Genomic DNA, 13,441 nt, shown 5'->3' on the forward strand with positions numbered 1-13,441 from the left:
GTAATAAATGGGGTGAGGGAATAGTGTTTTGTGGACCCTTTTTTCGTACCGGAAGAACTCTTTTTTGGACGGTGTGCAACGTACGTTTCTAAGGTATCACTTCAAGGTGAGCTTGAGGGATTTTTGAGGTGCTTTTCACGGGTTAATGTGCAGAAAATCAACCTGTGGAGGCTGAATAGCGCCCAATGATTGAGAGTTTATGTAAGTAAAGCTTGAGGGTTGGAATATGCGAGGCAGGATATGCGGCACCTCTTGCTGACAGGGGAGAAAAATAAATGTTTTAACACTATGGTGTAAGCACTAGAATGCATTAAAAATGCAGTTGATAGCAAAAAATAAAAATAGCCCAAAATACGCGTGAAAATAAATAAAAAGCTGGCATCAAACACACGGGACAGCACGCCCCGCCGGTAGACACACAAAGACCGGGGCGGCCACCGCATGGGTGACCGCCCCGGTCTATAGAATCATCAGCACCAGCAAGCTGGCGCTCGCTACCTGCTGGAGAAAGCGTCCTTAGGAAGCGTAGGAGCCCAGCAGGCGAACCGCGCCGCCGTCCACGCCCTTAGCGCCCTGAACGTAATCGGGGTTGTTAGCCTCGGGCTCACCGGCGGCAACAACGTCACCCATAATCCAGGAGGGGATACCGCGGTCGTTCAGACGCTTGGTAGCAGCCTCAGCCACGGAGGGGTCAACGATAGCGATCATGCCCACGCCCAGGTTCAGGGTGCGCTCCAGGTCGGCAAGGGGCACGTTGCCCAGCGAACCAATCAGGGAGAAGATAGCGGGAATCTGCCAGGTGGAGCGGTCTACGCGACCCTCCAGGCCCTGGGGCAGAACGCGAGCCAGGTTAGCAGCCAGGCCGCCGCCGGTCACGTGCGAGAAGCCGCGTACACCGCTGCCGGTGGTGCCGTCTTCGCCGTTGACGGGGAATGCTGCCGCCAGGTCCAGGCAGTCTGCAGCGTACACGCGGGTGGGTTCGAGCAGTTCTTCACCGATGGTGCGGCCCAGCTCGTCCACCTGGCGCTCCAGACCCCAGCCGGCAACGTTCAGAACCTTGCGGACCAGGGAGTAGCCGTTGGAGTGAATACCGGAGGATGCCATAGCAATCAGCACGTCGCCCTCACGCACGCGCTCGGGGCCGAGCAGCTCGTCTGCCTCAACCAGACCGGTTGCTGCGCCCGCAACGTCGTACTCGTCTTCTGCGAGCAGGCCGGGGTGCTCAGCGGTTTCGCCGCCAACCAGGGCGGTGCCAGCCTGTGCACATGCGCCAGCGATACCGCGCACAATGTCAGCGATACGCTCGGGAACGACCTTGCCGGTGGCAATGTAGTCGGTCATGAACAGCGGCTTCGCACCGCACACGACGATGTCATCCACGACCATGCCGACCAGGTCGTAACCGATGGTGTCGTGAATATCGAGTGCCTGCGCAATAGCGACCTTGGTGCCCACACCGTCAGTGGAGGTGGCAAGGTAGGGCTTGCGGTACTTGACCAGCTCGGAGACGTCGTACAGGCCCGCGAAGCCGCCCACGCCACCAACGACGGAGGAGTTGTGGGTCGCCTTGATAGCGCCCTTCATCAGCTCAACGGCGCGATCGCCAGCCTCTACGTCAACACCTGCGCTTGCGTAGGTTACGGTGGTGGTGTTCTCGCTCATTAGGATTCCTTCGGGGTAGTGGTAGCGGAGGAGTTTGCGGGGGTGCGGTCCTGCTCGGTGAGCAGTGCCTCGAGGTCGGCGTCGGGGCCGGGGTTGCACATGCCCATACCGGCATCGTCTGCGGCAATCTGTACTGCGGAGGGGTCGAACTTCGTTTCGAGAGTTTCGGTGCCTTCGCGAGTTTCAATGGAGACAGCCTCGGCGTGCTCGGGCTTGGAGGGAACGGGACGTTCCACGGTCACCTCTGCCGCCATACCGGCGAGGGGGCCGCCCTTGCCCTTTTCTTCAGCGTCAAAGAGGGACTTACCGCGTCGTTCTTCGCTGGGCAGCTCAATCGGGTATTCGCCGGTGAAGCATGCGGTGCACATGTTCTCGGCGGGCTGTTCGGTGGCTGCCATCATGCCGTCCTGGGAGATGAAACCGAGCGAGTCGGCGCCCAGGGAGGAGGCGATTTCGTCCACGGACAGGCCGTTAGCGATCAGCTCCGCGCGGGAGGCGAAGTCAATACCGTAGAAGCAGGGCCACTTTACGGGCGGGGAGGAGATGCGCACGTGCACTTCCTTCGCGCCGGCTTCGCGGAGCATACGCACGAGGGCGCGCTGGGTGTTACCGCGAACGATGGAGTCGTCAATGACGACAAGGCGCTTGCCAGCAACCACGGACTTGAGCGGGTTCAGCTTCAGACGGATACCGAGCTGGCGGATGGTCTGCGAGGGCTGAATGAAGGTTCGACCCACGTAAGCGTTCTTGACCAGGCCGTTACCGTAAGGAATGCCGGACTCTTCGGCGTAACCGATAGCAGCCGGAACACCGGATTCGGGGGTGGGCATGACCAGGTCAGCTTCAACGGCGTGCTCGCGGGCGAGCTGACGGCCCATTTCTACGCGGGATTCGTAAACGCTACGGCCGGAGATGGTGGTATCCGGGCGAGCGAGGTAAACGTACTCGAAGACACAACCGGCGGGCTTAGCCTCAGCGAAGCGCTGGGAACGCAGGCCGTTCTCGTCAATGGTGAGGAATTCGCCGGGCTCCACTTCACGCACGAAGGACGCACCGACAATATCGAGTGCCGCGGTTTCGGATGCGACAACCCAGCCGCGCTCCAGGCGACCGAGCACGAGGGGGCGTACACCCTGCGGGTCGCGTGCGGCGTAGAGGGTGTTCTCGTCCATGAAGGTGAGGCAGAAGGCACCGCGCAGGGTCGGCAGTAGGTCGAGTGCTGCTTCTTCGAGGGAGTCGAAGTCGTGCTCTGCCAGCAGAGCGGTGACGAGTGCGGTGTCGGTGGTGTTACCCTGGGCGAGTTCGCCGTGCTTGGGGGGCTTGCCGCCGTTCTTTTCAATCAGACGGTCGTAGAGATCAGCCGAGTTGGTGAGGTTACCGTTGTGCGCCAGGCAGAGCGTGCCGTGCGGGGTGGTACCGAGAGTCGGCTGTGCGTTAGCCCAGTGGGATGCGCCGGTGGTGGAGTATCGGGCGTGGCCGATAGCGTGGTCGCCGGGCATGGAGCTGAGGGTGGCTTCGTCAAAGACCTGGGAGACGAGTCCCATATCTTTGTACACGTGGATACGTTTGCCGTTACTGGTTGCGATACCTGCTGATTCCTGGCCGCGGTGCTGGAGTGCGTACAGGCCGTAGTAGGTTAGCTTTGCCACGTCCTCGCCGGGTGCCCAGACGCCGAAGACGCCGCAGGCGTCCTTGGGGCCGTGGTCAATCGGATCGAGATCGTGAGTGAGTTTTCCGTCGGGGCGAATCAATTCACTTCTTTTCGACGTTGGGACTGCGGATGCGTCTGCGCAGGCGCAAGATTGGGGCGTGTTGCCGCACTCACACCTGCCTGCGTGTGCCGTAGCATACACCAGACCTTTAAAAGTGTACCGGGTTTCGGGGTCGATGCGGTGAAGGATACGCTAAATACCTCAGGATGGACCACTAGAACAGGCAACAAACACGCCAAATTACGAAAACTGCGTGGGCCTGCGGGCTCGTAGCAAATTCTAGAAGAGCGGAAGAAGCGCCGATAAATCACTGCGCTCGCCCGAAGCGTCCAGCGCACCGGCACCCACCGCCTGATCCCACGAACACGCACCCAACACCAGCGCCGCCCACACGAGCGGGCGCGCCTCCACCACGGACGGCGGGGTGCCGCGCGTATGGCGAGGACCCGCCACGCACTGGGTCACGCCCAGCGGGGGCACACGCACCTCCACACTATTGCCGGGGGCGAGGGTCGCCAGCTCTTCAAGGGTGAAGCGAACGAAGGTCGCACGCACCGAACGGGGGAGCGCGGCAAACGCCTGCTCCACCTCCGGGCTATTCAGCAAGTAGCTGTTCAGCAGGTACTCGCCTCGGGCGTGCGAATCCGCAGGCTCGCCGGTTGCTACACACTGTTCCTCAAAGAAAGCGCGCACTTCGCGTACCGCCGCCATGCCGTCTGCTTCGGAAGTTTTACGTCGAATCGCCACGACTAGTCCTCTTCCGGGGTGCCGGGAGCCAGATTTTCGCGGGTGAAAAGCTCCTCATGCACGCGCAGCTCGCCCACCTCAACCGGCTTGCCGTCCACGAAGCCGCCGGTCACCGGGTGAACTACCAGCGCGAGTAGGCGCTCGCATTCCTCGGCGCTCAGGTAGCCGCCAGCGGTGAGAGCGCGCAGAGCCACGGCGTACATGGCGCGGTGCGAACCGTCGCTCATCTTCACCACCACGGATGCACCCGAACGCAGGCCGATGCAGAGCACGCCCTCCGCGCCGCCCTTGACGATCGCGTCCAGTTCTTCGCTGAGCACGGTGTCGGGGGAGCCGGGTGCCTGAATCAGCTCGGGGTAATCCACCATGGCGGTCGCGACCGTGGAGGCGCGCGCATCCGCCCCGAGGTTACGGATTGCCGCACCCAGGGTCGAGTAGGCGCGTGCGGCACCGGCCAGGGAGACGGCGTGCACGGGCGCACCGCAGCCGTCAACGCCGATTGCGGCTACGGGCTCGCCGGTGAACGCCTCAATTTCTTCGGTGATGACCTGTTGCAGCGGGTGTGCGGGGTCGAGGTAGTTGTGCAGGGTCCAGTTCTGCGAGCCCTCTTCGAGGTCACCGCGTTCAAGCTTGGCGGTGCACGCCCACAGGAATGCGGCGTGCTTGCCGGAGCAGGGATGCGCCAGAGTAGTAGCGGCAAGGTTCGACTGAACCATTGCCTGGCGTGCCTGCTTGTCGGAGGGGAGTGTGGGCTTGAGTGCCAGGTTTGCCGGGGTGAGCGGGTTGGTTTCGGTACTGCCCTGGGTGAGTACGTCCTGCACGGCGCGCATCTGCTCGAAGGTGCCGCGGTGCGAGCCGCAGGCGATGGCGACCTGGGATCCGCGCAGGGGCGCGCCCGCCTTCATGGATCCGATAGCCTGCAGCGGTTTGGCGGCGGAGCGCAGGTAGAAGGGCTCGTGAATGTCGCCGAGGGCAAGCTGAATTTCGCCGTCGGGGCCCAGCAGGATGAGGCGGCCGCGGTGGCGTGCCTCAATGAAGTTGTTGCGGGTGAGCTGCGCGAGTTCTACGTCGAAGGCGCTGCTGTGGTCGGTGGTGTGAGTGGTTGCCTGTGGGGTGGTGCTGTTGGTCATTCTTCTAGTTTAAACGGGGCGTGCGGCTTGACCCTATTTGTCTCTGGTGGCGCGGAGCTAAGATGGGCTGGCACGGTCGAGGGAGAGACGTGTGAAGAGATTCACGCCCACTACGGGTTGAAGCTATGAGTAACTCATTTTTATAATTGAAGGGTGCTCAAGCGCAACGGGTAAGACTAAGGTAAGTGAGCGAGGCACAGCCCGCACGAACCGAAAAACCCAGCACCGCATAGGACCGACCACGATTGACGCCCGACGAACCATTCTGGCGCCTCGACGTACCGCCTCATGAATACGGCGATGACCAAGGCAGCGGCAGATGAGCAAAACCCCACCCCGTCAATCGATGAGCTATGAGTGTATCCACGGTTTATCATCTCTGACATGCCCCAATATGCAGTCTGAGAACGGGCGTATGTATCCAGTTAGGAAAATGATGCGGCCCCGGGGTCCTATATCTAGGCAAAACTAGTTAGACGTGACCCGGTACGAGTATGCATCGCTTAATGCCCCTCACCCCTCCTTGATTGGTGAGCGGCAAACCATGTAAAGGAGTACATCCATGGCAGAGCAGAACAACACCTCCGTAAACACCTCCGCACAGAACACCTCCCACAAGGGTGGCGTGGGCGTGGATTCTGAATTCCACGCAAAGTTCTTCCCCATCCTGGCTCGCGTTGCTTCTGTGACTGCAGTGCTCATGTACGTCTTCTACTTCCCGCAGATTATCGGTAACCTGAACGGTCACAAGGGTGACTGGATCCAGCCTCTGGTTGCTGCTGTGAACTGCACCCTGTGGGTTCTGTACGGTCTGTGGCGCCCCAAGAAGGATGTTCCGATTATCATCGCGAACGCTCCCGGTATTCTTTTCGGCGGCCTGGCAGCTATTACCGCCCTCATCTAGTGCTTTTAGCTTGATTCGGTAGCTTCGGTTACCGCGCTGTGCGGCTCTTCTCTAGCGTGCATTCTTGCGAATGTGCCGCTACATGAGAAGGGCCGCATTTTTAGTGTGCTCAGCTCACATTTTTGAGAGGGTACCGGGTACCCTAAATACTATGAAGGTTTTGGTACTGGGCCCCGGCGGCCGCGAACACGCAATTATTCGAGCGCTTCTGCGCGACCCTGAGGTAACCGAGGTGCACAGCGCCCCCGGCAACGCCGGCATTGCCCAGGATGTTCCCGTCCACGCAATTGATGCGAATGACCCCGCCCAGGCAACCGCCCTGGCACGCGAACTGAACGCCGACCTGGTCGTTATCGGCCCGGAGGCGCCCCTAGTCGCAGGTGTCTCCGATGCACTGCGTGAGGCGGGCTTTGACGTTTTCGGCCCCTCCGCAGCTGCCGCACAGCTGGAAGGCTCCAAGGCGTTCGCTAAGCAGGTCATGGAAGAGGCTTCCGTACCGACCGCCCGCGCCTACGTGGTGAAGAACGCCGCTGAGGCGCAGGCGGCACTGGACGAGTTCGGTGCACCCTACGTGGTGAAGGACGACGGCCTGGCTGCGGGTAAGGGCGTTGTGGTGACCGAGGACCGCACCGCGGCACTGGAGCACGCTCAGGCTTGCTTCAACGCCGGCGGCACCGTGGTCATCGAAGAGTTCCTGGACGGCCCCGAGGTGTCCCTCTTCGTCATCTCTGACGGCAAGAACGTTCTGCCGCTGTCCCCGGCTCAGGACTTCAAGCGCATTTTCGACAACGACGAGGGCCCGAACACCGGCGGTATGGGCGCCTACACCCCGCTTCCCTGGCTGCCCGAGGGCTTCGTGCAGGAGGTCGTGGAGAAGGTTGCCCGCCCGACCGTGGCTCGTATGGCTGAGCGCGGCACCCCGTTCGTGGGCGTGCTCTTCTGCGGCCTGGCTGTGACCAGCCGCGGCGTGCGCGTTATCGAGTTCAATGCCCGCTTTGGCGACCCGGAAACCCAGGCGGTTCTGGCTCGTTTGCGCACCCCGCTGGGTCAGCTGTTGCGCGCGGCTGCTCGCGGTGAAATTTCTGAGGGTACCGAGCTGGATTGGGATCCCCGCACCGCAGTTGACGTGGTTATGGCTGCCGAGAACTACCCGGACACTCCCCGCAAGGGTGACGTTATCTCCGGTCTGGATGAGGCGAACGCCCTGGAGGGCGTGCACGTGATTCACGCGGGCACCGTCGCATCTGAGGAGGGTGTGCTGACTGCTGGCGGTCGTGTGCTGGCTGTTGTTGCTCTCGGCGATGACCTGGCTGCCGCCCGTAACGCCGCCTACGAGGGTGTTCGTGCTATCTCCTGGGCTGGCGCGCAGTACCGCACCGATATTGCGCTGAAAGCTGTGGAGAACCGCATCCACATTCCCGCTCCGCGCGGCTAAAACCTAAGGTGACCGGCTTCCCCGCTTGAGGGTGGGGGAGCCGGTCGCTTCTTTGCCACTCGCTTCTTGCCGCCTCAGCTTTTCCCGGGTTCATTTCCTCAGCTCGGGGTGCTGTCGGCGGCGACCGGGGCAGGTTGGGCTCTCAAGATTGTGCCGTATTGATGACTGGTTGGCACTATCGGGAGCCGTGCCTGTCGCGGTATTGTAATTACACAGACTTTTTGCATCCACATCACACCACCTCATCAGGAGAAATTCTCATGACTTCTCGTTCTAACCCCGTGGAAATCCCGGGCTGGACTCACATTTATTCCGGCAAGGTCCGCGACCTGTACGTTCCGAATGAGGAACGTTTTGATGCTACCGGCTTGACCGTCAATGATGACGCTGAGCTACGTGCCGGTTCGGTCATGGTTGTTGCCTCGGACCGTATTAGCGCGTTTGACCGTATTCTGCCCACCGAAATCCCGGATAAGGGCAAGATTCTGACTCAGATGTCCCTGTGGTGGTTTGAGCAGCTCAAGCAGGTTCCGAACCACGTGCTGTCCACTGACGTTCCGGATGTTGTGGCTGGTCGAGCAATGATTTGCCGCTCCCTGAACATGTTCCCGGTGGAGTGCATTGTGCGCGGTTACCTGACCGGTTCGGGTTTGGCTGTGTACAACGAGACCGGTGAGATTGCTGGTGTGAAGCTGCCTGCGGGCCTGGTGGATGGTTCCCGCCTGGACACCCCGATTTTCACTCCGACCGGTAAGGCTGAGGTGGGTGAGCATGATGAGCTGGTGACCCGTGAGGAGCTGTACGCTGAGGTTGGTCAGCCGGTGGGTGAGCGCCTGGAGGAGCTGAGCCTGAGCCTGTACACCACTGCGGAGAAGATTGCTCGTGAGCAGGGCATTATTCTGGCGGATACCAAGATGGAGTTCGGTACTGATTCGTACCGCGGCGAGATCACGCTGGGTGATGAGGTTCTGACCCCGGATTCTTCGCGTTTCTGGGACGCTCAGCAGTACGAGCCGGGTCGTGCGCAGCCGAGCTTTGATAAGCAGTACGTGCGTGACTGGCTGCGTTCCCCGGAGGCGGGTTGGGACGGTTCGGATAACGTGCCGCACCTGCCTGAGGAGGTTGTGGAGAAGACTCGTGCCCGTTACGTTGAGGCGTATGAGCGTCTGACCGGCACGAAGTTCTAAACTGAATATTTCGGGCTGAATAAGTCTTTGAGATAGCTAAAGGGCGGTGCCCCGGAAGGTCATTCTTCCGGGGCACCGCCCTTTAATCCATAAGCTCTTTTACATGCATTCTTATAGGTGCTATACGTCATAAATACATCTTGTGTGTCTATTGTACGGGGGGGGGTTGTCCTCTATCATACTTAGTAATCGGCTCATGATGCTTCTACTCCGCAAAACGCAGGTTTACACCATATAGCTGGTCTGTAGATAGCCCTCACGATACGCTCGTATCACTGCCGGTTCTCGCCCATCAATGATGCTTGAGAAAGGTGAAGTCCATGGCAAAGAAGCCCTTCGCATCCCTCGCCCTTATCGGTATTGCCTGTTGCCTAGGCGTATCGAGTTGCTCCACCACTGTTGAAGTTAAGCAAGACATTCGTAATGTCCTGGCAAGCTACGAGAATCCCTCCCCGGATATTAACGTGGCCCTCGTCAACGAGGTCAAAAAGTGTATGAGCGAGAAGTCCTTCACCTACTCCGGTAGCCAGAACATTATTGACGGCTCCTCCGTTCATGAACTTGCGATGAGTGGCGCCCACTTCGCCAACGAAGAAGCGGCCACCCAGGGATACTGGTCCACCCGGCAGGGCAACGCTAGCTCCAGCAATGCACCCGCGATGGAAAACCCGGCATATCGGAAGGCGTTCCTAGGCGACTCTCAAGCCCCAGACAGCAAAACTGTCACCATCACGATGAGTAACGGTGCCCAGACCAGCATGGCAACAGATTCATGCCTCGGACGTGCGGCAGAAGCTGTCTTCGGCTCAGCAGAAAACTACCTCAAATACACCAACTTCGTTAACGAACTCACCACGGGCGGATCCAAAAACAACGCGGTAGAAGAAATGGGGAAATACTACCGTAATGACACCACCTACGGTGCATGCATGAAAGAAAGCGGATACGCCGATATCCAGCACTTCGGAGATGCTCCCAGCTACGCAGAGAAAACCTGGGGTAAGTACAAGGCAGCCAATGTAGCCGCCAATGCGGAAGAGCAGTCCCTAGCTCACGCCGACTACAACTGCCAAAAGTCCACTGGAATCCTGACTAAGGCACAGAATATCTACTACGAAAAGGCTGCGACCTGGCTCAATGAGCATGAGCCGCTCATCCTTGAAGTACGCGATATCGAACGTCAGGCCCAGGAGCGTGCCGCAGCTCTACTCAACGGCAACTAGTCAACGGCAACTAGCCGACGGCAACCAGTAAACGCTGATTCCTCGTTGGATATTTTCTAGCGAGATTTTTCTACCGATCCTCTGCTCTCAACCGCTTTCACCCGCGGATGAGAGCAGAGGATACACCCCTTTATTCAGTCCCCGCCACGTTGTTTCCCTCAGCAATTACCTCTAGTCCCGCCCCATATTTCACCGCAGAAAGGTGAACCCATGAACACGCAGCAGAGTTCAGAAAACCCCCGCCGCGCCGCTACGACGGCAACCATACGCGCCTACCTGGTTCCGGTGCTCGTCATTCTGCTCGTCATCACCGGCGGGTTCTCCATCTACGCACTTAATACGGGGCTACGCACCAATGTTGAATCCAATGCGCAGCCGTCCCGCGCCGCGCAACTAACAACCCGAATTAGCACGCAGACTGTTACCCGCACCTACTCGGGAGAAGTTAGCGTGTCACCCGCCCGAAGCTACACCGTAGGAACCCCTCAAGGAGTGGTGACCAGGGACGGCGCCAAGGCGGGTACCCAGCTGAGTAACGGCTCAATTATCACCACTATCAATGAGCGTCCCATCATTGCGTTCAAGGGTAGTATTCCCGCCTACCGCGACCTTGCCGTAGGCGCTCGCGGCGATGATGTTAAACAGCTCCAAGAAGCTCTAGAATCGCTCGGCTACAGTATCTGGGATGAGGAAGGAAACTACGGCGAAGCAACCGCTAACGCTGTCTACCGTTTCTACCTGGATCGTGGCTACTACCCTCCCGGGGATACTGACCGAACCGAAGAAGGACGCTACAGCACCGCACTGCCGCTCTCTGAATACCTCTTCGCTGACGGCAATGAATACACCGTAGACAACAGCTGCGGCACCAAAGGCCAAACCTCAACTCCGGCGCTGTGCACCCTATCCGCGGGTGGATACCGTCTGGTACTCTCCGCGGACGGTAGCGCTCTCAGCAATGAACTCGCTGAGGGACAGAAAGTCCAGATTCTTACCGATAACGGAAGTCCGCTCGAAGGCACTCTGGGCGCGGCCCTCACACCCGAAGGCTCAACTAACGCTGACGGCGGCGCTAACGCAGGTGCCTCCAACGGTGCGCAGAACAGCGCGCGACCTAACAGCGATACCTCCGCACAGGGAGCTACCGCACGGAAACGCTACCCCATCACAATCGACTTGCCGGAAAACACGACGGCATCAACACGTTTTCAAGCAACCGTCACTCTCAACCGAGGCGCTGAAAACGCCCTCGCAGTGCTTGAAGCAGCCGTCAAAACCGAAGAAAACGGAACGCACTCCATCACCCTGGAGAACGGTCAGAGCGTTCCCGTCACCCTCGGTGTGTGCTCCGCCGGAATCTGCGAGCTCGTCAACCCCGCTGCAGAACTCAAGGCAGGTACCGTCGTGAAGCTGAAGGAGCGCTAAAATGCCTCATCACGAGACAGAACGTGCCCTCCCCGCGAGCGCTACCGCCACAAAACCTAATATCGAGTGCCACAATATTGCGCGTTTCTTCCCGCCCTCCACTTGGGCGCTTAAAAACGCAACCCTCAGCATTCATGAAGGCGAATCAGTGGCCATTACTGGCGCCTCCGGAAGCGGAAAATCTACGCTCCTCTCTATCATTGGGCTACTCGATCAGCCCTCCGAAGGTGAGCTGAAAATATTGGGCCAAAACATGGGCACCGCCAGCGACGCCGAGCGAACAGTGGCGCGCCGTGAGCATATTGCCTTCGTCTTTCAGGCGTACCACCTCATTGCTCATCTGAACGCCACCGAGAGCATTGCCCATACCCTCCGGATGCGCGGCGTACCGGGCCGTCAGGCACGTCAGCGTGCGTTGCAGGCACTCGAACAGGTGGGTTTGGGGCACCGTCTGGAGGTTCTTCCACGCAACATGTCCGGTGGTGAACAGCAACGAGTCGCGGTTGCGCGCGCGTTAGCTTGCGCCCCGCGTATCCTGCTGTGCGATGAGCCTACAGGAAACCTCGACACTGAAAACTCTCACAAGGTGTTGGATCTGCTCCTCGCCGGCCGTGCGGAGAAGCAAAGCCTGGTCATCATCACCCATGAACCCGATATCGCGGCTCGCTGCGACCGGCAGCTACACATGGTCGATGGGATGCTCGTTAGCCCCGAACTCACTCGTCCCGAAGAATCGGCCTATCAATCGCTCAAAGAACCCGTTGTCAGGGGAGGATAGATGCTAAGGAACAACCTTCACTACGCTCTCCTTGCAGTTGTTCGTCGTTGGCGCCGCAACCTGCTCACGGTACTGGCGATGCTCGCGGGAACAACCACCATCATCATGCTTGTGGGCGTCAGCGAGTCATCGGCGCTCAATACGAGCTCGCAGCTGGCCAGCTACGATTCCACCCGGCTCGGTGTGCGCCTCCAGCCGCAAACCTGGGATATACCGGAGGATGAACTGCTCTGGCGTGTTAACCAAGTTCCAGAGGTCAAAGCTGCCGGTACAGTCACCATCGATACGCAGACAACGCGCCCGCAGGTCAACAGGCCGGGGCAGGAGGGCCAACAGACACCCCTTGCAGTCGTTTCAGAAGCAGGTTTGAAAGCACGAGGTGCGCACATTGTCGAAGGGCACTTTTCGGAGCCTGCCCGCGAACGCCCCGGTGAGCCTACCGTCTATCTGGGCGTTGCCCTCGCAAAAGAGCTAGGGGTCAGTACTGAGCCCGGGCGGAACATGATTGAGGTCAACGGAATGCGAGCTTACGTGCTCGGCATTATCCGTGACGGCGGCAAAAACGCGGCTCTCAGTAGCGCTCTTATCCTGCCGACCACCTCCACTTTCTTGCCGCAAGCCCACACCCTGCAACGCGGTATGGACGTCATCGTGAATCCAGGAAGTGCAGATACGGTCGCGGAACAGCTCAAGCAGGTACTCGATCCGCAGCGTGCCCCCGTTGATACAAACATTGAGATTCCGCCTTCACCGGTGACTCTTCGTGCTTCCTTGACGAAGGATAGCCGAGCTCTTACGACCATCATCCTGGTGGTTCTTATCGCCTCGACAAGCTTCGGCATTGTGATGACCATGCAGATTTCGGTCTGGGAACGCCGCAGGGAAATCGGCATTAACCGTGCATTAGGGTTGGGACGGCGAGATGTGGCGGTGAGCTTCTTGGCGGAGGCGGCTCTCCTCGGGGCCCTGGGCGCTCTTGGAGGCTTTATCCTCGGTATTCTCGGTTCCTGGGTTGTGTGCCTTCTCAACGGATGGGCGCTATCTCTGCCGCCCCTTATCTTAGGGATTCCTTTCCTCGGCTTGGGTGTGGGCATCGTGGCGGGTGCATTGCCCGCCTACGCGGCAACGAAGGTTCAGCCGCTTGAGCTCTTGCAATAATTGCCCCGCTGAAATAATTGCTCGGCGCATAAGGGCGGCGCCCCGGAAGGTCATTCTTCCGGGGCACCGCCCTTTAGCTA

11 protein-coding genes are annotated in these 13,441 nt (G+C 59.6%); 7 read left to right on the plus strand and 4 right to left on the minus strand.

From position 1 onward, the window contains the following. Window positions 1-516 precede the first annotated feature (516 nt). From purM to O3649_RS00125, 4 genes are all read right to left on the minus strand, one after another. Window positions 517-1,662, minus strand: a complete 1,146-nt coding sequence (gene purM, locus O3649_RS00110; protein ID WP_005504604.1) for a phosphoribosylformylglycinamidine cyclo-ligase — start codon at window positions 1,660-1,662, stop codon at window positions 517-519. Further along, window positions 1,662-3,413: an amidophosphoribosyltransferase gene (gene purF, locus O3649_RS00115; RefSeq protein ID WP_371572219.1), complete on the minus strand. Its 1,752-nt coding sequence runs from the start codon at window positions 3,411-3,413 to the stop codon at window positions 1,662-1,664. The genes purM and purF overlap by 1 nt, the downstream gene beginning before the upstream one ends. Before the next feature lie 240 nt (window positions 3,414-3,653). Beyond that, entirely contained in the window at window positions 3,654-4,121 is a 468-nt protein-coding gene (locus O3649_RS00120) for a sterol carrier family protein (protein ID WP_304269459.1), read from the minus strand. A 2-nt stretch (window positions 4,122-4,123) separates the two neighbouring features. Continuing rightward, window positions 4,124-5,251, minus strand: coding sequence for an asparaginase (locus tag O3649_RS00125; protein ID WP_371572221.1), 1,128 nt, complete (start codon window positions 5,249-5,251; stop codon window positions 4,124-4,126). Window positions 5,252-5,813: 562 nt separating this feature from the next. On the opposite strand from O3649_RS00125, the gene O3649_RS00130 reads away from it, so the two are divergent. The 7 genes from O3649_RS00130 to O3649_RS00160 all read left to right on the plus strand — a co-directional run bounded on the left by O3649_RS00130 (window position 5,814) and on the right by O3649_RS00160 (window position 13,361). Next, complete coding sequence (locus O3649_RS00130) at window positions 5,814-6,155, plus strand: hypothetical protein (RefSeq protein WP_371572223.1); 342 nt, start codon at window positions 5,814-5,816, stop codon at window positions 6,153-6,155. A 151-nt stretch (window positions 6,156-6,306) separates the two neighbouring features. Further along, window positions 6,307-7,590: a phosphoribosylamine--glycine ligase gene (gene purD, locus O3649_RS00135; protein ID WP_371572225.1), complete on the plus strand. Its 1,284-nt coding sequence runs from the start codon at window positions 6,307-6,309 to the stop codon at window positions 7,588-7,590. A gap of 260 nt (window positions 7,591-7,850) precedes the next feature. Next, entirely contained in the window at window positions 7,851-8,777 is a 927-nt protein-coding gene (locus tag O3649_RS00140; RefSeq protein ID WP_005504616.1) for a phosphoribosylaminoimidazolesuccinocarboxamide synthase, read from the plus strand. A 320-nt stretch (window positions 8,778-9,097) separates the two neighbouring features. Then, complete coding sequence (locus O3649_RS00145; RefSeq protein ID WP_102033515.1) at window positions 9,098-10,000, plus strand: adenylate cyclase; 903 nt, start codon at window positions 9,098-9,100, stop codon at window positions 9,998-10,000. A gap of 210 nt (window positions 10,001-10,210) precedes the next feature. Continuing rightward, window positions 10,211-11,425: a peptidoglycan-binding protein gene (locus O3649_RS00150; protein WP_102033514.1), complete on the plus strand. Its 1,215-nt coding sequence runs from the start codon at window positions 10,211-10,213 to the stop codon at window positions 11,423-11,425. 1 nt (window position 11,426) lies between these two features. Then, window positions 11,427-12,203 carry an ABC transporter ATP-binding protein gene (locus tag O3649_RS00155; protein ID WP_102033513.1) on the plus strand — a complete coding sequence of 259 codons (777 nt, stop codon included), beginning with the start codon at window positions 11,427-11,429 and terminating at the stop codon, window positions 12,201-12,203. Continuing rightward, window positions 12,204-13,361: an ABC transporter permease gene (locus O3649_RS00160; RefSeq protein WP_371572228.1), complete on the plus strand. Its 1,158-nt coding sequence runs from the start codon at window positions 12,204-12,206 to the stop codon at window positions 13,359-13,361. The last annotated feature ends 80 nt before the right edge of the window (window positions 13,362-13,441 follow it).

It is taken from the genome of Rothia sp. 27098_8_29 (assembly GCF_041432785.1).
In the GTDB taxonomy this organism is placed as follows: Bacteria; Actinomycetota; Actinomycetes; order Actinomycetales; family Micrococcaceae; genus Rothia; species Rothia mucilaginosa.

What these genes read in the sequence shown, in the direction of transcription:
- O3649_RS00160 (WP_371572228.1), top strand. Translation starts at nt 12,204, where the DNA reads ATGCTAAGGAACAACCTTCACTACGCTCTCCTTGCAGTTGTTCGTCGT.
- O3649_RS00145 (WP_102033515.1), top strand. Translation starts at nt 9,098, where the DNA reads ATGGCAAAGAAGCCCTTCGCATCCCTCGCCCTTATCGGTATTGCCTGT.
- purM (WP_005504604.1), bottom strand. Translation starts at nt 1,662, where the DNA reads ATGAGCGAGAACACCACCACCGTAACCTACGCAAGCGCAGGTGTTGAC.
- O3649_RS00155 (WP_102033513.1), top strand. Translation starts at nt 11,427, where the DNA reads ATGCCTCATCACGAGACAGAACGTGCCCTCCCCGCGAGCGCTACCGCC.
- O3649_RS00130 (WP_371572223.1), top strand. Translation starts at nt 5,814, where the DNA reads ATGGCAGAGCAGAACAACACCTCCGTAAACACCTCCGCACAGAACACC.
- O3649_RS00125 (WP_371572221.1), bottom strand. Translation starts at nt 5,251, where the DNA reads ATGACCAACAGCACCACCCCACAGGCAACCACTCACACCACCGACCAC.
- purD (WP_371572225.1), top strand. Translation starts at nt 6,307, where the DNA reads ATGAAGGTTTTGGTACTGGGCCCCGGCGGCCGCGAACACGCAATTATT.
- O3649_RS00140 (WP_005504616.1), top strand. Translation starts at nt 7,851, where the DNA reads ATGACTTCTCGTTCTAACCCCGTGGAAATCCCGGGCTGGACTCACATT.
- O3649_RS00150 (WP_102033514.1), top strand. Translation starts at nt 10,211, where the DNA reads ATGAACACGCAGCAGAGTTCAGAAAACCCCCGCCGCGCCGCTACGACG.